Source organism: Pseudoalteromonas sp. P1-11 (genome assembly GCF_001399995.1).
Lineage (GTDB): Bacteria > Pseudomonadota > Gammaproteobacteria > Enterobacterales > Alteromonadaceae > Pseudoalteromonas > Pseudoalteromonas atlantica.
On sequence record NZ_LJSP01000004.1, the window covers coordinates 465,357 to 483,690 of the forward strand.

Consider the following 18,334-nt stretch of genomic DNA (forward strand, 5'->3'; position numbering starts at 1 on the left):
GGCTTTGGGTGTGTGGGCCATTACCGCGCAAATTTTAGTCTATCAAAATTAAGCTATTGCCAGTGTTTTAATCTAAAAAGCTGTTATCTTTTGCGGCAACAACCTGATACATGGGCTGAAAGTTCCCCCATGTAACTAGCTCTGAGCCATTGGCTTGTTTAGTGTGTAGCGCAACATCGTGAGAAATAAGCTTGGGCTCGCCTGCGGCTTGCGCTAATAATTGGCTTTGGCAGCAGCTATCTAGCAATACAAAATTGGCAACTGCGGCATCAACCGACGAACCAACGGTAAGTAAACCATGGTTTTGCAAAATAACAGCGCAGTGATCAGCCAGTGATTTAGCTATCATGTCGCCCTCTTCGCTGTCGGCTACTACGCCGCTAAATACATCAAATACACTGTGGTTTTCGTAAAATACGCAGGCATCTTGCGAAATTGGTTTAAGTAACTCTCCTAATGCCGAAAACGCACGGCCATAACGTGTATGGGCATGGGCTACTGCGTTTACGTCGGGTCGTGCCATGTGTATGCGTGAATGAATAGCAAACGCGGCGTTATTAATCGGTGTGCTGCCTTCAATAATATTACCTTTATGATCAACCCGAATAAGATCTGACGCTTTAATATGCGAAAAATGCATACCCACAGGGTTTACCCAAAAGGTATCGGGCTCTATGCAGTCGCGAAGTGTTATGTGCCCAGCAAGTCCCTCATCAAAACCGTACATGGCAAATACTCTAAACCCAGCGGCTAGGCGTTGTTTTTCGTAGCTGCGTTGCTCCTCTAGGGTGTTAAATTTTGGCGGCATAATAAGTTTAAATTTGTCGCTGCCTATGGTCATTTTTGCGGCTTGCTGCTCTAGTGTATTGCTCATAATAATCCTAAATTAAACTCTGTTGACTTTAGTTTAGTCTCGCTTAAGATAAATAGAAGTGATGTTAATTAATGGTTAAACATAAATACTATGCATGGAAAGATAGATTTAAACCTGTTTGTAATACTTAAAACGGTATATCAAGAGGGCAGTATTACCACTGCAGCGGATAAACTGCATTTAACGCAACCTGCTGTTAGTCATGCGCTTTCTCGCCTTAGAGAAAAGTTTGGCGACCCATTATTTATTCGCCACGGTCGGCGTATGGTGCCCTCACCTTTTTGCCAAAAAATAATAGCGCAAGTTATTGAGTCGGTGCAGGTATTAGAGTCAACCTTAAATAACGAACGGCTTTTTGATATAGCCGCCTTTAAGCGCGAAATTAAATTTGGCTTTAGAGATATTTTAGAATCGATATTTTTTCCGCCGCTAATGAGCGACCTACTCACAAACACCCCCAATATCACGATTAACAGCCGACAGGTGTCGCATGTTGATATGGAAAAATCACTCGAAAACCAAGAGCTCGATATAGTTATTGATGTGCTTACCCCTACCAGTAACCACATAAAAAACACCTTTATTTGTAATGAGCATTTTTCGCTAATTTGTAGGCACGATCACCCAATATTAAATGACTTAACCGTACAAAATTACGCAAAGGCATCGCACGCGTTGGTGTCGTTAAAAGGTGCGCAGGTAGATATTATTGATATGGCGCTGGCAAAGCATGCACTTGCCCGTAATGTAGTGCTTAAATGTGAACATTATTTTGCGGCGACTAAAGTGATTAGCCAAAGCGACATGATAATGACCATGCCAAACGCGTACGCGCAGGTATTAAAAGAGCAAATGCCTGTGCATGTAACTAGCTTGCCGTTTGATGTGCCGTTAATGCCCGTGCACATGTATTGGCACGAACAAGCTGATGACGATTTAGTAAATAGTTGGATGCGAGAAAAGCTGCTAGGTTTAGCCCAGCAACTTATCCCTGCTGACAAACTTAAAAGCGGTAATTAAATTGTGCGTGATAACTGCGCCCACGCTCTGATAAAAAACGGTGTGCGTAGCTAATTACTGGCACATCGTTGGCCTGCGAAAAAGTGTGTTTATCGGTTAAATTTTTAGCCAATAACGCCACCGACCAATCTCCTTCACTGCTACCTAGCTCTATGCGTAAATTTAGCTTTTCAAAAGCGCTTTGCTTGGCTATTGGGTCAAGATCTTGCTCTAAAAAGTAATCGTCACTAAAGTTAAGCGCTAAATTGCTACTTAAAGTAAGGTTTGAAAACATCTCGGTATTGTAATCAATCGCTATATTGCCTGAGTAATCGGGAGCAAACGCGCCAGTTTGCCCGGTTAAATCTTGAAATGCTTGGCCAAGTAGCTCGCTTTGCATAACCGTTGGCGATGCACTGGCGTATTGTTCGTATTCAAAATCAAGCACCGCAAGGTTTGCCGATAGCTGCCAACTTTGATTTATTGCCCAGCGCGAATCGAGCTCAATCCCTTTTACTTTGGTTTCGGCAGCATTTTTAACTACAAATGCATTACCATTAAATTCAGATACTTGTAGGTCATCGTACAGGGTGTAAAACAGTGTAGCATTTACTTGTAGAGTATTTTTAATTGGCTCGGCTTTTATGCCAAATTCAAATTTTGTGGCTTTTTCGTCGTCAAACTCAAAGCCTGAGTTTGCATCAACCGTGTTACCTTGTGAGCCATTTAAGCCAGAGCCATCAAAACCACCGGCTTTGTAGCCTATGCCAGCGCTTGCAAATAACATGGTGTTGTTAAACCCTAAATATTGCACACTAATATTGGGTGATAAGTGCGATTCATCACGCTTAGCGTTAAGGTTATGTACCCCCGCGCCCGAAAGCTGCCCTGAAATAGTGGGCGCAGCGGCATTAGCAGATTGTTGTACGGCTTGCGGTGTGTTTGGCTCAAATACGCTATACACACTTTGTACGCTGCTTACTTCTTTTTCTTCTTTTTGATAACGCAGGCCAAAATTAGCGCGCCATTGCGCGTTTACATTCCAAGTAAGGGCGGTAAATGCTGAGTAGCTTTGTTGGTCTTGATCAAACAGCGCATTTACGCCCAATGATGTACCCACTAAATCAGGAATAAGTAACGATGCACCAAATAAAATATCGTTTGGGTGTTCAAGCTCGCTGCTCATGTAAAAAATGCCCGCTACGTATTCAAGCGTGCGCCCTGTTGGCGAGCTTACTCTAAACTCTTGCGTAAACTGGTTATAGGTTTCTAAGTAGTCTTGTTTTATAAGCGGGATTTCTGAAAAGTCGGCGTCAAAGGTTGAGTCCCAATCGTACTCGCTATACGTGGTTAAAGAGGTAAATTCGTATTCGCCATGGTTATAGGTTAATTTAAGTGATGCGTTATCAAGCGTGGTTTTACTTTGCTCATTAAGCCCACCTGGGTGACCATCGCCCGATACCGAACTTGTGTAATCAAGGCCCGAGTTGTCGCTTAATAAAAGTGAACGATACCCTACATTGCCTGGGTTAGTAGGGTCATTTGCTATTTGTAAATCTCGGTTTGGAGTATCAATAATGTATTGGTAGCGCGAGCCATGCGATTCAAACTCACCGTGTTCCCATTTAAACAATGCGTTTATATCATCGTTTATTTGCCAATCTATTGATAAACGTGCACCTGATGAGTCGTTAGATTGCTCATCACTTTGGCGCGCTTGGTTATATAAAAAGCCATCAACAGAATGATCAAATGCGGCAATACGTATGGCTAAATCATCGTTAATAGGAATATTTATAACGCCTGTAAAGCGCTTTTCGTTGTCAGAGCCAAACTCTGCCGATACGTTGCCTTCAAGTACATCGGTTGGCGAATTTGAGATCATACTAAAGGCTCCTGCTGTGGCGTTTTTACCAAACATAACCGACTGCGGGCCTTTTATAAGCTCAAGGCGCTGCATATCTAAAAATGGAAATTTAGCCTGATGCCCGCGCCCTAAATACACGCCATCTTTATACATAGCAACCGATTGCTCAAAGCCTGAGTTAGTACCCGAGCCTATGCCGCGTACAAAAATACGTTTGCTGCTTGAGGTTTCGGTTATATGCACGTTAGGTAGGTTTTCGCTTAGGGCGAGTAAATCGTCAACACTGTTTTGCTCGAGGTAGTCGCCAGAAAGCGCTTGAATAGAGGTAGGAATATCTTGTAGTGATTGCACCCGCTTTTGCGAGGTGACGGTAATGGTTTCAAGCTCGCTGTTATTTACTTTTTGCTCGCCAGCTTGTGCCATACCCACGCTTAATGCGCTGAGCGTAAATAAAGTCAGTGTTTTTTGTTTTAAAAAAGCAGGTTTTAAACGTGTGTGTGATTGTGTGTGTTCAGTTGTCATAGCTGCAACTCCATTATAGAGGTTATTTTTATTGGATAATTTTGCGTCTATTTCATACTGACGAGTCTTAAAATAAATAACAGTGATGTTTATTTATTCAACACTATTAGTAATATTTATAGTTAAGCGAAAAAGTGTTGTGCTAAATGGGGTTATAGCGGGTTTAAAGTGGGTTAAAAAATACTTGTGGATTAGCGGTTTTATTTGCTACTGCCGAGCTTGGGGTGTTTGCTGCATTGATAAAGGCAGTAAGCTGTGGTGCATTTTCGCAAAAAATAATATCCAGTGCTAGGCGGTTTTTGCCGTATAAGCCTCGGTGAATCATATTGGCTGAAAACAACAGTAAGTCACCCGCATTAAGTTTAATAACTTTGCCTGTAGTTAAGTTATCGCTTGGCAGTTTATTATTTTTTGCAAAACGTACATTTAGCTCCTCTGGTGTATCCCAATTTTTATGCGAGTGGGGTACAAGCTCTATACCTGGCTCGTCTTCAAGGGCTAACCGGCAGTGCACTACGTCGGGCCCGTTTAACGCAGCTTGTTGCTCTTGCACATTTAAATGGTATTGCATATCGCGATGCCAATAATTTTTTTGTGTAACATTAACGGGATTAAAAAATAACTGAGTATTTAAAAACAGTGGCTCACTAATCGCCTTTTTTACACGGTTAATTAATTTGTTATCAGCTATTAAACTAAATAAGGCTTCGTTTTGCTGCGCCGTTAAATACGCACTATTTGTTATGCCTGAACTATTAATGGCACGGGATTGATAAAACTCACGGTTATTAGTTTTCCACTGTGTATGAAAGGCATTAACTAGGAGCTTAATTTTATTTAGCTCTTTGGTGCTGTAAAGCCCCTTTACAAGCATATAACCGTTTGATTTATAGCTGTTCATTGTGGTTCTTTATTTAATATTGCAGCAACCCGTTCAGCAAGTTCTGGCAGTACATCTTGTGCAAACCATGGATTTTTTTTAAGCCAAATATTATTGCGAGGGCTTGGGTGTGGTAGCACCAAATGCTCCGGCCAATACTCACGCCACGATTTTACTAACTCGGTTAAGGGCCTGTTTTTAGTATGCGGTAAATGATAAGCCTGCGCGTATTTACCAAGCACTATTGTAAGCTCTAAATTTGGTAGAGCGGCCAGTAATTGCGCTCTCCATGCAGGTGCACATTCTTTACGCGGAGGTAAGTCGCCCGACTTACCTTTACCAGGGTAACAAAAGCCCATAGGTAAAATAGCTATTTTTTGCGGATCATAAAACTCATCAACACTTAGCCCAAGCCATTCGCGTAGGCGGTTTCCGCTGGCATCGTTAAAGGGCTTGCCAGTTTCGTGTACTTTTATGCCCGGTGCTTGGCCGGCAATTAAAATACGCGCATTGGCATTAAATTGTATAACGGGGCGAGCACCTAACGGTAAATGAGGTTCACAGATCACGCATTTACTAACTTGCTCAATTAAATTGATCGGATCCATATAAATCTGGCCTTAAATGCTTAAATTACGTTCTGAATGGCCATTTAGACCTAATGAGTTGGTAAAAAATCGGTTTATTTTACTCAAATTAGTTATTAGTTGGTAAAATCGTGATCTCACTTGAAAATAACAACTAATTATTTGATATATTTATTGTTTTTCTGACCATACGGCAAATTCGTTACCACTAGGCTCGGTAAAATGAAAGCGGCAACCACCGGGGAACTCAAAAATAGGTTTTACTATTTTGCCGCCATATTGCGCTACTTTTTTATAGGTTGCGTGAATGTCGTTACTGTAAAACACCAGCAGTGCGGCCCCATGTTGAGTAAGTGATTTAAGCGGTGCATTAAAAAAGCCACCATCAAGCCCTTGGCCGCTAAATGCCGTATACTCTGGGCCATAGTCGGTAAATTGCCAGTTAAACACGTTAGTAAAAAAGCTTTTTGTAGCTGTTAAATCGCACGCGGGAAACTCTACATAATTTAGTTTTTCGTGGTTGCTCATTTTAAATTTACTCTTTGGCTTGCCAGTATTGACCACTGTAAACCTTCGTAATTAGCTAAGCAATAACCCTAAAACAGCAGAGATCAGTATTTTACTAACATGCTAGGCACTAATGTTAAATTAACTAGAATATACAAATGAGAATCGCTATCTTTTGTATTTGTAAGCTTTATAATAACGCCTTATTTTTATTCTCGTATTTGAATAAGGGATTTGTTAACTATGCAGGCACCTCTGCACATAGCACCTTTTACAAAAACTAACCTAGCTGCGCTTTTAAATGTGGCCCAAAGCTATAGATTGTTAGTATTTTTGCGTTTTATTATTGCCATATTGGGTGGCTATGCGTTTACCTCAGCGTGTATTTCAGTATTAAGTGTACTGCTGCCCATTCCTAAGCAAGATGCCGTATTACTGTGTGTGTCTATCAGTATTTTAATTTACGCCGCAGTGTTTATTTATGCGTTTTCGGTTAAGTCGTTAAAAACTGTTTGGATCAGTATTTTACTAAGCACAGGTTTTTTTGTTGCTGTATTGGCATTACTGAAGGGTTGGCTATGAAAGACAGTTTTTTTAGGTCGATGACCTGGCTACATACCTGGGTGGGCTTACTTACCTGTTGGATTATTTACGTAATATTTTTTGCAGGCACAGCGAGCTTTTTTAGAGATGAAATAAACTTGTGGAATCAACCGGCTATACACAATGTGCAAGCCCAAACAGACAGAGTGGCCGCGCAAAGGCAGCAAATTATTAAGGGCTTTGATTATTTAAATCAGCACGCTGCAAATTCCCCTAGTTGGCGTATTACCTTGCCCGAAGAGCGAATACCGTATTTGGTATATGGCTATGCAAAACCTAAAGAGCCGGGGCAGCGCCGCAGCCAGTTTGTAAATACCCAATTAAACCCAAACACCATGCAAGCGCTGCCTCCTTTTGTTGAAAGTAAAGGTGGTAACTTTTTTTACCGGTTGCATTATCAGCTTTATTATTTAGATGCCATAACAGGTCGCTGGGTAGTGTGTTTTGCCAGCTTTTTTATGCTGCTGGCAATAATTTCGGGCGTGGTTATTCATAAGCGCATATTTAAAGATATGTTTACCTTTAGGCGCAATAAAGGGACTCGTAGCTGGTTAGATGCACATAATTTAAGCTCGGTACTTGCCCTACCGTTTCATTTAATGATTACCTACACAGGCATTATTACGCTTATATTTATGTTGTTCCCCTACCCTGCGTTAACGACGTACGACAAGGGTATGCGTGGCTTTTTTAACGATGTAACACCTAGCAATAACGTGACTAATAACGCCCAAGGCAGTGCAGAATTGCTCCCTATAAACACTATTTTGGATCAAGTTTATACCAAGTGGCCTAGTGCAGATATTACGCGTGTTCAGGTTAGTAAACCGAATATGGCCGCTTCAACAGTAACGGTATTGGTAAGCCCTGCAAAGGCGCTTCGCGATCAATCTCCGCGGCTTTTGTTTAGTGGTGCTACGGGCGAGTTAGTTGCACAAACTGATGACGAACTTAGCAGTAGTAAAGCACTTTATGAATCACTTAACTCTATGCATACAGGGCGCTTTGCTACGCCTTTACTGCGCTGGTTATACGTACTTGGCGGAATTGCAGGCTGCGTAATGATTGGCTCTGGCTGCATAATGTGGGCTAAACGCATACGCGAGCGTAATAAGGGTAAAGCCTCATTTGGCTTACAATTAGTCGAAGCTTTAAACCTTGCCACCATTATGGGTTTACCACTGGCTACTTGCGCCTTTTTTATTGCCAATAGATTACTTAGTCCAACCGTAGCAGGGCGTGGTGAAAAAGAAGTTACAGCGTTCTTTTTAGCATGGTTAGTGGTTGCCGTTATGGCACTTTTAAAGCGCGATAGGCTGCAATGGCGTGTAATGGCTGCCATAAATGCCCTCGCGTGTTTGAGTGTACCGGCAATAAATGCGCTTACCACACAGGGTAATATAGTGAGCTACTTACTTAATAAACAATGGGCCTTGTTTATTTTCGATGCGGTATTTTTACTGTTTAGCATACTGTTTTTAGTACAAACCGAAAAATTACGTACTGCTTCTAGTGCATCTAAAAAAGCAGCTAATAAGCTAGCCGATAATAAAAAGGGGCAAAAAGCATGATTGATTTACTTAGCTTTAGCCTCTGTTTGTTTGCTTTTAATGGTTTTGCTTTGGCAAAACCAGCGCATTTTAAAACGGTGTTTACAACGCGTCCCTCTAAGCTGCAAAGTAATTTGCTACTAATAGTTGCTTGGATCAGTATTTTACTAAGTTTATTGTTCTGCGTGGTTACGCAGCAGGGATACGGTGCTTTACTGTTTTGTGGCTTTATGGGTCTAAGTGTATTAATTATAACGATTTTTTATAATTTTATAGAAAAGTTGATTAAGCCATTTAGCTTTTTAAATATGTTACTGATTGGCTTATCGGGGCTATTACTGGCAGTAAATTCACTTTAGTTAGTAAAAACCTGATCCAAAGAAAGCCATTAATTTTAGACAAAAAAATGGCAAGCTATAAAGCTTGCCAACAATAGGGGGATATTCAGTATGTCCAACACTTGCATGTCTCGTTGCAAGTGCAGCTAATATAGCCCGAACATATTTAACTTACCTTACAGTGAGATGATCGTTTTATTACAGCTGTAACAATTATTTGCTCAACAACTGTAAAGCCCCTTTACGCAGCTAAATAACCTACTGTTTAACCCAAATAATTTGCTCTGTAGCAAAGCCTAGTTTGTTTGCTTTATCTATAAAATGTTGTTTAAGTTTGTCACTAACAGTAGGTGTACGCGATAAAAACCATAAAAAGTCGCGGTTATAACTTGTAATAAACGCATATTGGTAGTCGTCTTGGTCTAGTTCAAAAATAACGTAAGCACCATAAAATGGACCAAAAAACGAGACTTTAAAATGGCCTGTGTCAGTCCCTTCTACAAATTTAGCTAAGCCCTGTGCTTCATCCCACTTTTGCTCTTTAGTTATGAAACCTTTGTTGAGCACTTTTACAGTGCCATCGTCGTTTACGGTGTAAGTCGCGGTTACTTGCTCCATACCCTCTTCAAATGAGTGATCAAGGCGGGCAATTTCGTACCACTTACCTTTGTACTGCTCCAGGTCAAAGTTCTTAACCGGGGTAATGCCCTCAGGTGCGCTTGTGCAGGCGGTGAGTAAAAATAACCCTGTAATGAGTAAAATAGTCGTAATGGCCTTCATGAAAGCTCCTTTTTAAAAGTGATGTTGTTTGTACGGCTCTAAGCCAATAAAGTTTGCTAGCCGATTAAAATAAATTGCTATAGGATCAGCTAAATACTAGAGCAATTAAAAGATTTAAGCATGAAAATATGGGTAGATGCCGACGCATGCCCTGTGGTAATAAAAGAAATACTTTTTAGAGCCGCTGAGCGCACGCAAACACCAACCATTTTAGTAGCTAACCATGCAATGCGCATTCCGCCTTCAAAATTTATAAGCCGCGTACAGGTTTCGAGCGGGTTTGATGTGGCCGATGACGAAATAGTAAAACGCGTAGAAAAAGGCGATTTAGTTATTACTGGCGACATACCGCTAGCCAGTGAAGTTATAGATAACGGCGGCCAAGCACTTAACCCGCGTGGTGAGCTTTACACGCCAGAGAATATTCGCTCGTTATTAAACGTGCGCGACTTTATGGATACCATGCGCTCAAGCGGCGTAGAAATGAGTGGCGGGCCACCACCGCTTAGCCAAACCGACCGCCAAAACTTTGCCAATAACCTCGATCGTATTTTAGCGCAAAAAAAGGCGAGCTAGTGTGAGTGAGCAACTAATTGGCTTAGGTGAGCAAGCCTTTAGCGTAGCCGTTTATGTGGCAAAAGCGCCGCCTATGCCCTACTTTGCAACCCTACACAGTGTTGAGCCTGTAATAAACGAGCAAATAAATACAATAAACCAGCACTGCGGGAATGGCTGGCGTAAAGTGTTTAACGTATACGCTAAAGTGTTGTTTGCGCTACCGAGTGAGCATTACAGCTTTGCTAAACAAGCCGCTAGCTGGCAAGCGTATCGCGATACATTTTTACTGCAAAAAAACAGTAAAACAGCGCTGTTATTTAGTGCGCCCATTATTAACGGCGCAAATAAAAATCAACTGCATATTATTGCTGGGCGAACCCATGCTAAAAACTTATTACAGCATGGTAAGCTTAATGCGCAATTTAATTGGTTAGACGATGAGTTTGCAATTGATACAACGAATAACATTATCGTGTGCCCGTACTTTGATTACCGGCAGTTAAGTAATATTAAAATAGCCCGATTAAGCGAGCTAGTTGCCAAGCTTAAAACATCTAATTGAAAATGTAAGGACTCAACATGGCGGGAATTTTAGAGCTAAATACGTTATTAAAATCAATGAACCCTGAGCTTAAGCAAGGTGAATACATATTTTGTTGTTTAGCAGGCAGCCTTGCTGACTACGTTCATTTAAACCCGCTTGCCAGTTACGTTGAAGAAGAAGGCCTAACCCTTATTTTAAATGCAGATACCGCCGATAAAGCCGGTATTACTTATGAAGCTAAATATAATTTAATCACTCTTAATGTGCATTCAAGCCTTGAGGCTGTTGGGTTAACCGCTGCGGTATCGGCCAAATTAACCGAGCATAATATAAGCGCTAACGTAGTAGCTGCGTTTTATCACGATCATATTTTTGTACAAACCGATAAAGCGCAGGCCGCTATGAAAGCACTTGGTGAGATTGGTTAGATTTAAAAATACTATTTAAAATATACGGAAAAATATATGGATATTTCAAATCACGCTAGCAAATTTAATCAATGGAAAGACACGTATAATTGGGATACATGTAAAACAAATAGAAAAGAATTTGGACAATTTATTGCTCAGTTTCTTACGTCAGAGAGTCGCGTAATTAACCTAAATGGTATTTATGGCTCTGGTAAAACAGAGTTCATTCGTCGCTTATATACAGAGTTAGCAAAACGCAATCATCCAGTTGTTTATATTGATGTATGGGAAAGTGACTTTTCAAATAACCCCCTTGCAGTCATATGCAGCGAGTTATTAGAGCAGGTTGAGTATGTTTTTAAAGAAAAGGCTCCGAATGGAAAAGCTAAGGATAGAAAAGGGGCTGTAGCCAAATTTAACGATTTAAAAAGCAAGTTAGGTATTTGCTTGAAGTACTTTGATGCGGCGGCTGCTTTTACAGATGAACCTTTGGTTTTAGCTGGAACTAAGGCTGTAACAAAAATCGTTGAAGCAACCCCTAATTTAACTTCTAAAACACAACTGCAAAAATTTACGGAAGAAATTCAAAAAAACCATATAGCTTCTATTTCAGCAGTTAAAGATATAAAGAACCACATTACCTATTTATCTGAACTAATTGAGATCATTTATGAGTTGAATATACCAATAGTTATTTTGATCGATGAACTAGATAGGTGCCGTCCAAATTATGCCGTTGAAGTTTTAGAGGTTATTAAGCACTTTTTTGAAACTAAGGGATGTACTTTTTTAGTTGCTACAAATACAGAAGTCTTAGAGCATTCAGTTAAGTCAATATATGGGTCTGGTTTTGATGCAAAGCTTTATTTACGCCGTTTCTTTGATAGAAAAATTACTTTACCACCTATACCTTTGGTTGATTATTTATTAGCTAAAGATTTAGATTTCAGCAAGTATAAAAATTTACTTTTATACCCATTTACTGATAATCAAAGAGGTAATATTAACTTCTTTGCCAATTTGTTTGAAAGTAATGAAATTGAGCTAAGAGGGATAGAACAAATACTAAATCGCTTTTTTACAAGTTTAGACTATGTATCAGCACGAACAGCAGTTTGCCCTTTAATTAATACGGTTGTTTTAATAATCGGCCTAATAGAGCAGCATTTAGATAAGCAAGAAAATAGAAAAAATATAAGTCATGCTAGCTTTTCGATTAAAATTCAAGGTGCATCTATTATTGGCAGTCCTTTAAAGGCTTTTGTTGATTCTATGTTTGAGTGTGTAACTATTACTAATGGAAAAAAATGCTTTGCGGGAGGTGTTCTCACTACATACCCTGAGCAGAGAGTCATGCTTAGAATTCAATCAAGAAGCTATTCAGAGGTAAAGTTAGATAATGGAACTAATATAGGGAAGCTAATTTCAGAAATGATAAATCACAAAGATTCTGAAAGTTGTAACTATTGGATGTGGGAAGATTACCAAAAAATAATTGATCTATCTGGACATATAGAATAACAATAATATCATCAGGTAAGTATAACAATAATTTGAGTGATGTTGATATTAGCCCATCGGGTGGCGCTTCGCTTAACCGTCCTACGCTTTAAGAAAAGGGGCTATATAAAAACACCGAGTTTGTTCACTCGGTGTTTTTATTGGTGCTAAATAGCGGGTACTTTTTTAGTTTTGTACAAAATTAAACAGCGTATCCGCTAAAACCGAGCGCTTTAAAATAAAGCTTAGGAATACCGTATTTGCACTCGTTAAGTAACTCGCTAAAGCGCATTCTATCAAGTGGGTAAAATTCACTGTCTAAGTTTTGAGCTGTGTAGGCTTGCCCTGCATCACTTAAGCCTAAATCGGCACACACAGTAATTTGTGCTTCGCGCTCAAAGTCGGTTTCGGGTTTCATTAAATCGCTAATAAATAAGTTTGCGCCTTTATTTAAATTAGCTTTAATATTTTTTAGAAGCTGCTTTTTGCTGCCGTCGTCTTTTAAAAAGTGCATTACGAGTAGGCATAGCGCCGCATCGGCCTTGGTAGATAGCTTATCAAGCTCGCCTTCAATAACATTAACGCGCTTTGCTATGCCGTGCTCTTCAAACGCTTGTTTAGCAATTGCGAGCATATCACTTGAGGTATCTTGCGCGGTAAATTGCCAAGTAGGGTTAAGCGCGGCAAGGGCGAGTATCTCTTTGCCTGTGCCTGCGCCCACGACTAAAATATGTGCGTTATCTTTAAGGGTTGCTTTAAGTTGAGCATTAGTAAGTTGGTGCAATAGCTCATAACCAGGGACTAAACGGGTAATGCGGTCGTTGTAATGCGTTGCTTGCTCGCCTGTGAATGTTGGCATTTTTTAACTCCTTCATAAGACTTCAACAGTGGAGTATCCACCACTTTTTTTACTTACATGTACTTGCGTGGCTACGCGTTCACTCATTTCACTCACATGCGATATAACCCCTACTTTACGGCCTTGTGCTTGTAATGAGTCGAGTGCGTCCATAGCAACGCTGAGTGTTTCGCTATCTAACGTACCAAACCCTTCGTCAATAAACAAAGAGTTGATTTGCACTTTGTTTGAAGAAAGCGATGCAAGCCCTAAAGCCAGTGCTAGTGATACTAAAAATGATTCACCACCAGAGAGCGTATTAACAGAGCGTTGTTCGTCGGCCATATCGCGGTCAATAATGGCTATATCGAGCGATTGCGCAATGGCAGTGAGCTCGTAGCGTTTATTGAGGGTTTTTAAATGGCTGTTAGCATAATGCAGCAATATTTTAAGGGTTTGTGTTTGCGCTAAGTTACGCATGGTTTTACCGGTTGCATCCCCTAATACTTTATTAAGTACGTGCCACTGCTCTACCTGCTTTTTAAGGGTAGCAAGTTCAGCGTGTTTGCCTTTAAGTGCTTTGGCGTTTTGATTGTGTTGCTCAAGCGCGGTATTAGTGCCAAGCAAACTATTTTGTAGCTCAGTTTGTTCATTGGCTAAGGACGTTTCTTGCTCTGCTAATTGGCTTTCGCTTTTTTCGGGCTTGTTAGTATTTTGGTGATCTGTTTGCGCCTTTTGCTGTTGCTTAAGCGCTGCATTTGCGTCTGTAAGTGCTGCTAAACGCTGCTCAAACTGCATTAATTGCTCTTTTATTTGCTCGCTAGTGAGAGTTAGTAAAATAGCGATCTGTTCGTGATTTGCCTCGCTATACTGCGCTTTAAAGTCGTTAAACCAGGCATTGTAGCGCTCTTCAAGTGTACTTTGCTCTTGAATTTGCTCTGCCAAGCGCTGCTCAATATTTTTGAGTGTTATAGCGTGCTCATCGCGTTTTTTAATTGCGCTGTCGTGGGCTTGTTGGCTTGTATGTAATGCCTTTTGGCACAGCTCAAGCTGCGCATTAAGTTTTGCTTGATAATCATCGGCACTTAGTGGCTCGTTGTTAAATAAAGCAAGGCGCTCTGTGCGTGTGGTGTTTTGCAGTTGTTGCGCTTTGGCTAAATCGTCTTTTAAAACTTTAAGCGCTTGCTCACTTTTAGCAATTAACGGTGTGAGTTGCTGTAATTGCTGATTAGCGCTGTCTATTTGTTTTTGACTTTGCTCAAGCTGAACCTGTGTTTGCTGGTACTGCTCAACTTGCTGGCTTAAATCGCTCATATTAAGCGTGTTGTTTTGCAATTGCTTCCAGAAGTCACTGTGCTCAAACTGTGCGTTAAGGGTGCTGGTAAGCTCGTTAACTTGCGTATTTAGCTCTGCATGTTTAGTGTTTATTTGGCCAAGCTTATTGGTTAATTCAACATGCTGATTATGCAATTGCTGCTGTGTATGTTGCTCGGTTTTTAAGTTACTTATTAGCTGATTTACTTTTTCTTGCAGAGCTGTTTGCTGTTTTTGCGATTCAAAATAGTGCGATTTTTGACTGCTGAGTTGGGCGTATGTTTCATCAAGCTGCTGTGCTGTTAAGTCGTTAAGCTCTGTACGTGCCCCTTGCATTGTTGTTTTAATTTCTAGCTGCTTTGCCTGTGCGCTCTGTATAGCTTGGCTGTATTGAGCGTGCTCAGTGACAAGTACAGCATGTTGAGTTTGGTGCTGATGCAGCTTAGCTTGGGCGCTATCGTGTTGCTGCTTAGCTTGGTTATAACTTGTTTCAAAATCGGCTATTAGGTTAGTTAATTGCGGGTTTTGGCTGCTTGCATACGGGTGCTCTTTTGCCCCGCACACTACACATGGCTCGTTAGGGGTAAGCTGCGAGCGTAAATGCTCTACGTTTTCGCTGGCACGCAGGCGAGCTTGGTTTAATGCGTATTCCCTGTGTTTAAGTGCTTGCTCGCAAGAGGCTAAGCTTTGTTGCAATGTTGTTTGCGTTTGCTCACTGTGTACAAGCTTGGCCGCAACCGCCGCTTGTTGTTGTGTGCTGTGTTTTATTTCTTGATTAAACTGCTGGTAGCGCAAGCGCTGATCTTTTAAATATTCAATATTTTTAAGTTTGCTATCGCATTGTTCAATATTAAATTGGCGTTGTTGCTCACTTAGCTGGTTAAGATCTTTTTGTTGATGCGCAAGTTGTTGCTCTTGCAACTCTACTTTTTTAGTTTGCTCTGCTAATAGTGCCGCTTGTTTAGTTTGCTCTTCTAACAGCAGTTGGTTTTGCGAAGCGGTTGCCTTTATTTGCTCATTGGCACTTAAATACGTATTAAAGCTATGTTGGTAATAATTCCAATCATTAGCCAATGGTTTAAGCTGCGTGTGCTCGTTTAACCACGTTTGATGCCCAGTGCTGAGTTTGTTTGCCTCATCAAGTGCATGTTGGCTTTGCGTGCACTGCGTTTGTAATTCGCTAAGTTGCTGCTGCTCTTTTTCGCTTTGCTGAGTCAGGCTTGTAATTGTTTGTGCGTGTATAGCAAGTTGGCTGTCGAGCTCGCGGGCTTTTGCAATAATTGGCTCTGCCGTTTGCTTTTTCTCTTGCGCTGTTTTTAACTCGCTTTGCTTTGTTGTAAGTGTTGCGGCCTGCTCTTTTATAAGCGCAGCATGGTCAATCGCTTTTAAATCGCTTATTTGCGTACTAAGTGCTTTGTTTTGCGCCGTTAAGTACTCATGACGTTTGCGGTTGTCTTTTATTTCAAGGGCGCTTTGTGCTTGTTTAGCTTGCTCACTTTGCTTTGCTATTGCATCAAGCTGTTGTTGCGCGTGTTGTTGCTGCTTTATTGCGTGTTCTAGTGCCTGCGATAAGCTAGCTGCTTGCTTATACCAATTTAAGTTTTGCTCTGTTGCTGCATGCGTTTTTTTAGTTTGCTCAATTTTTTTAAGTAACTCATCGCGCAGGGTTTGTTTAGCACTTAATTCGTCATCGCTTAACAAGGTATAGCTTGCAAGGCTTGCATTAAGTAATTCATATTGATCTTTTAGCGCTTTATTACGCTCAAAAATACGTTTACCTATTAAGCTAAATTTATCGGTGCCGGTTAAACATTCTAAAAGTTGTGCGCGTTCATCGCCTGTGGCTTTTAAAAAGGCTGCAAACTCGTGCTGTGCTAATAATACCGCACGCGAAAACTGATCAAAGCTTAGCCCTATTTTGTTCTCTACTTCTTTTATGGTTTGGCTTTTATCGGCTATTAGGGTTTCATCGGGCAGGGTTAATAACGTATGCTCAGCTACTTTTAACTTGCCTGTTGCCTTTTTGTGGGTACGGGTAATAACGTAGCGTGCGCGGTATAATTGTTTGTCTTGGCCAACAAAATCAACTTCAGCAAAGCCTTCCCATTTGCCTCTGCGCAGTAAGTTACGCGCATCGTTTAGCTTTATACTGTCGCCGTTAAAATCAATTAAATTGCCTTTATCGCCTTTTAAGCGTGCTGTTTTAGTATAAAGCGCTAAACAAATAGCATCTAAAAAAGTGCTTTTACCTGCGCCTGTGTCGCCGGTTATAGCAAACAAGCCCGCATCTTTTAGTGGAGCTTGAGTAAAGTCGATTTCAGCATCGACTATTGAGGCTAAGTTATGAATACGAACTGCGGTTATTTTCATAGTTGCTCTTGCTCCGTCAGCTCACTAATTACATCGCTTAACAGTGTTTTTAGCTCATCAGGTACAGCTTGGCCGGCCATATCTTTGTCGTTTGCAAAGGCTTGTTCTAATAAGTTTAATGGGTTGAGCATTTCAATTTCGCTTAAATCTTCAAATACGGCGCTGTTATCGCTTGTTGTGGTTTGTTCTCGTACCCGCTCAATGCCACAAAATTTTACGTGTTTACCCTCAAGTGCTTGCTCTATTTGTTCTCTAAAGGTGGTGTCGGTATCACTTGATTTAAGTTTTACGCGTAAATAAGGGGCAATAGTATGTTGTGATGTACCGAGCGCTTTAATTTGCTCGCATAAGTCGCTTAATGGCACGCACTCCCCTTTTGGTAAAATAATCACTTCAGCAGAGCGTGGAATGTAAAGGGGGTTTACAGATGTGCTAATAGTTTGTTTTTCATCACTTTTAAATTCTACTATATTAACTTGGTGCGTGTAGTTACGCTCTGAAAACGACATAGGAATAGGCGTACCGCTGTACCGAATAACGTCTTTTTTAGCGACTTGCTGCGCTTTGTGTAAATGCCCCAGTGCTACGTAGTCTGCCTTGTTACCAAATACATTGGCCGAAATAGACTCCTCCCCACCAATCACTAAATTACGTTCTGAGTCACTTGAAATATCACCGCCTTTGGCATGTAAGTGCCCCATTACAATTAACGGCGAATTTTGCGTGTTAATGCTATAGGCGTGATCAAGAGCAAGCTGATAGGCTTTTTCAACGCCTTGTGCGTAACTAGGGCCGTTTTTAGTATGACTAAGTGAACTTATATCGCTGGTACGTAAAAAAGGCATAGCGACGATTACAGCGCGTTTATTTTGCGTATTTATTTCAATCACGGTATTGGCTGGGTCGGTTACTTCAAAGCGCCCCACTACATGGGTGTCAAACTGAGCAAGTAATGGCTGCGCCGCTAATATACGATTTGCTGAGTCGTGGTTGCCGGCAATAATAACTACATGCAATTGCGGGCAACGCTTTTTAGCATCTTTTATAAATTGGTAAAGTTGGTTTTCGGCGCTGGCACTGGGTGTGGCTGTATGATAAATGTCGCCTGCAACTAAAAGTATATCTATGTGTTGCTCTACAAGGGTGCTAAGTAGCCAAGTAAAAAATGCAGCGTGCTCATCACGGCGGTCATGTTCATAAAATTGTTGGCCTAGGTGCCAATCTGAGGTGTGGAGAACTTTCATATCGCGCTCTTAAAAAACCATAAGAGCGCCAATATACCCAAGGCAAGTA

17 protein-coding genes are annotated in these 18,334 nt (G+C 40.9%); 8 read left to right on the forward strand and 9 right to left on the reverse strand.

From position 1 onward, the window contains the following. Window positions 1–67: 67 nt before the first annotated feature. Window positions 68–874 (reverse strand): class II aldolase/adducin family protein, encoded by an 807-nt coding sequence (locus AN390_RS10305; RefSeq protein ID WP_055254313.1) that lies wholly within the window; start codon window positions 872–874, stop codon window positions 68–70. Between the two features lie 90 nt (window positions 875–964). On the opposite strand from AN390_RS10305, the gene AN390_RS10310 reads away from it, so the two are divergent. After that, window positions 965–1,894 (forward strand): LysR family transcriptional regulator, encoded by a 930-nt coding sequence (locus AN390_RS10310; RefSeq protein WP_055254316.1) that lies wholly within the window; start codon window positions 965–967, stop codon window positions 1,892–1,894. On the opposite strand, the gene AN390_RS10315 is transcribed toward AN390_RS10310, so the two are convergent. From AN390_RS10315 to AN390_RS10330, 4 genes are all read right to left on the reverse strand, one after another. Next, window positions 1,878–4,262 (reverse strand): TonB-dependent receptor, encoded by a 2,385-nt coding sequence (locus tag AN390_RS10315; protein WP_055254318.1) that lies wholly within the window; start codon window positions 4,260–4,262, stop codon window positions 1,878–1,880. The two genes, AN390_RS10310 and AN390_RS10315, sit on opposite strands and share 17 nt — an antisense overlap. A 163-nt stretch (window positions 4,263–4,425) precedes the next feature. Further along, on the reverse strand, window positions 4,426–5,163 hold the full coding sequence (locus tag AN390_RS10320; protein WP_055254320.1) for a phytanoyl-CoA dioxygenase family protein: 738 nt from the start codon (window positions 5,161–5,163) through the stop codon (window positions 4,426–4,428). Then, complete coding sequence (locus tag AN390_RS10325) at window positions 5,160–5,750, reverse strand: uracil-DNA glycosylase family protein (protein WP_024033006.1); 591 nt, start codon at window positions 5,748–5,750, stop codon at window positions 5,160–5,162. The genes AN390_RS10320 and AN390_RS10325 overlap by 4 nt, the downstream gene beginning before the upstream one ends. 150 nt (window positions 5,751–5,900) lie before the next feature. Then, window positions 5,901–6,257, reverse strand: a complete 357-nt coding sequence (locus AN390_RS10330) for a VOC family protein (protein ID WP_055254322.1) — start codon at window positions 6,255–6,257, stop codon at window positions 5,901–5,903. Window positions 6,258–6,479: 222 nt separating this feature from the next. Between AN390_RS10330 and AN390_RS10335 the strand changes: the two genes are divergently transcribed. The 3 genes from AN390_RS10335 to AN390_RS10345 are packed head-to-tail and all read left to right on the forward strand — an operon-like array spanning window position 6,480 to window position 8,748. Next, window positions 6,480–6,818, forward strand: a complete 339-nt coding sequence (locus tag AN390_RS10335) for a hypothetical protein (RefSeq protein ID WP_055254324.1) — start codon at window positions 6,480–6,482, stop codon at window positions 6,816–6,818. After that, on the forward strand, window positions 6,815–8,410 hold the full coding sequence (locus tag AN390_RS10340) for a PepSY domain-containing protein (RefSeq protein WP_055254326.1): 1,596 nt from the start codon (window positions 6,815–6,817) through the stop codon (window positions 8,408–8,410). Before AN390_RS10335 ends, AN390_RS10340 begins: the two co-directional genes overlap by 4 nt. Beyond that, the gene (locus tag AN390_RS10345; RefSeq protein WP_055254328.1) at window positions 8,407–8,748 is read left to right on the forward strand and encodes a DUF3325 domain-containing protein; all 342 of its coding nucleotides are present in this window, start codon (window positions 8,407–8,409) and stop codon (window positions 8,746–8,748) included. Before AN390_RS10340 ends, AN390_RS10345 begins: the two co-directional genes overlap by 4 nt. A gap of 237 nt (window positions 8,749–8,985) precedes the next feature. On the opposite strand, the gene AN390_RS10350 is transcribed toward AN390_RS10345, so the two are convergent. Then, window positions 8,986–9,507, reverse strand: coding sequence for a lipocalin family protein (locus tag AN390_RS10350; protein WP_055254330.1), 522 nt, complete (start codon window positions 9,505–9,507; stop codon window positions 8,986–8,988). A 120-nt stretch (window positions 9,508–9,627) separates the two neighbouring features. Here AN390_RS10350 and AN390_RS10355 point away from each other — a divergent pair, with 120 nt between their 5' ends. Genes AN390_RS10355 through AN390_RS10370 form a run of 4 tightly spaced genes read left to right on the forward strand, consistent with a single transcriptional unit; the run spans window position 9,628 to window position 12,540 of the window. After that, window positions 9,628–10,083: a YaiI/YqxD family protein gene (locus tag AN390_RS10355; RefSeq protein ID WP_004588273.1), complete on the forward strand. Its 456-nt coding sequence runs from the start codon at window positions 9,628–9,630 to the stop codon at window positions 10,081–10,083. 1 nt (window position 10,084) lies between these two features. Further along, window positions 10,085–10,627 carry a DUF6942 family protein gene (locus AN390_RS10360; protein WP_055254332.1) on the forward strand — a complete coding sequence of 181 codons (543 nt, stop codon included), beginning with the start codon at window positions 10,085–10,087 and terminating at the stop codon, window positions 10,625–10,627. 17 nt (window positions 10,628–10,644) lie between these two features. Further along, on the forward strand, window positions 10,645–11,037 hold the full coding sequence (locus AN390_RS10365) for an ACT domain-containing protein (protein ID WP_055254334.1): 393 nt from the start codon (window positions 10,645–10,647) through the stop codon (window positions 11,035–11,037). Between the two features lie 36 nt (window positions 11,038–11,073). After that, window positions 11,074–12,540, forward strand: coding sequence for a P-loop NTPase fold protein (locus tag AN390_RS10370; protein WP_055254336.1), 1,467 nt, complete (start codon window positions 11,074–11,076; stop codon window positions 12,538–12,540). 181 nt (window positions 12,541–12,721) lie between these two features. Here AN390_RS10370 and AN390_RS10375 read toward each other — a convergent pair whose 3' ends face one another. From AN390_RS10375 to AN390_RS10385, 3 genes are read right to left on the reverse strand one after another with little or no spacing between them, the layout of a single operon-like run. Next, window positions 12,722–13,378: a class I SAM-dependent methyltransferase gene (locus AN390_RS10375; protein ID WP_055254338.1), complete on the reverse strand. Its 657-nt coding sequence runs from the start codon at window positions 13,376–13,378 to the stop codon at window positions 12,722–12,724. A gap of 12 nt (window positions 13,379–13,390) precedes the next feature. Next, window positions 13,391–17,041: an AAA family ATPase gene (locus AN390_RS10380; RefSeq protein WP_055254340.1), complete on the reverse strand. Its 3,651-nt coding sequence runs from the start codon at window positions 17,039–17,041 to the stop codon at window positions 13,391–13,393. Next, the gene (locus AN390_RS10385) at window positions 17,038–18,285 is read right to left on the reverse strand and encodes an exonuclease SbcCD subunit D C-terminal domain-containing protein (protein ID WP_055254342.1); all 1,248 of its coding nucleotides are present in this window, start codon (window positions 18,283–18,285) and stop codon (window positions 17,038–17,040) included. The genes AN390_RS10380 and AN390_RS10385 overlap by 4 nt, the downstream gene beginning before the upstream one ends. Between the last annotated feature and the right edge of the window lie 49 nt (window positions 18,286–18,334).

What these genes read in the sequence shown, in the direction of transcription:
- AN390_RS10305 (WP_055254313.1), bottom strand. Translation starts at nt 874, where the DNA reads ATGAGCAATACACTAGAGCAGCAAGCCGCAAAAATGACCATAGGCAGC.
- AN390_RS10310 (WP_055254316.1), top strand. Translation starts at nt 965, where the DNA reads ATGCATGGAAAGATAGATTTAAACCTGTTTGTAATACTTAAAACGGTA.
- AN390_RS10315 (WP_055254318.1), bottom strand. Translation starts at nt 4,262, where the DNA reads ATGACAACTGAACACACACAATCACACACACGTTTAAAACCTGCTTTT.
- AN390_RS10320 (WP_055254320.1), bottom strand. Translation starts at nt 5,163, where the DNA reads ATGAACAGCTATAAATCAAACGGTTATATGCTTGTAAAGGGGCTTTAC.
- AN390_RS10325 (WP_024033006.1), bottom strand. Translation starts at nt 5,750, where the DNA reads ATGGATCCGATCAATTTAATTGAGCAAGTTAGTAAATGCGTGATCTGT.
- AN390_RS10330 (WP_055254322.1), bottom strand. Translation starts at nt 6,257, where the DNA reads ATGAGCAACCACGAAAAACTAAATTATGTAGAGTTTCCCGCGTGCGAT.
- AN390_RS10335 (WP_055254324.1), top strand. Translation starts at nt 6,480, where the DNA reads ATGCAGGCACCTCTGCACATAGCACCTTTTACAAAAACTAACCTAGCT.
- AN390_RS10340 (WP_055254326.1), top strand. Translation starts at nt 6,815, where the DNA reads ATGAAAGACAGTTTTTTTAGGTCGATGACCTGGCTACATACCTGGGTG.
- AN390_RS10345 (WP_055254328.1), top strand. Translation starts at nt 8,407, where the DNA reads ATGATTGATTTACTTAGCTTTAGCCTCTGTTTGTTTGCTTTTAATGGT.
- AN390_RS10350 (WP_055254330.1), bottom strand. Translation starts at nt 9,507, where the DNA reads ATGAAGGCCATTACGACTATTTTACTCATTACAGGGTTATTTTTACTC.
- AN390_RS10355 (WP_004588273.1), top strand. Translation starts at nt 9,628, where the DNA reads ATGAAAATATGGGTAGATGCCGACGCATGCCCTGTGGTAATAAAAGAA.
- AN390_RS10365 (WP_055254334.1), top strand. Translation starts at nt 10,645, where the DNA reads ATGGCGGGAATTTTAGAGCTAAATACGTTATTAAAATCAATGAACCCT.
- AN390_RS10370 (WP_055254336.1), top strand. Translation starts at nt 11,074, where the DNA reads ATGGATATTTCAAATCACGCTAGCAAATTTAATCAATGGAAAGACACG.
- AN390_RS10375 (WP_055254338.1), bottom strand. Translation starts at nt 13,378, where the DNA reads ATGCCAACATTCACAGGCGAGCAAGCAACGCATTACAACGACCGCATT.
- AN390_RS10380 (WP_055254340.1), bottom strand. Translation starts at nt 17,041, where the DNA reads ATGAAAATAACCGCAGTTCGTATTCATAACTTAGCCTCAATAGTCGAT.
- AN390_RS10385 (WP_055254342.1), bottom strand. Translation starts at nt 18,285, where the DNA reads ATGAAAGTTCTCCACACCTCAGATTGGCACCTAGGCCAACAATTTTAT.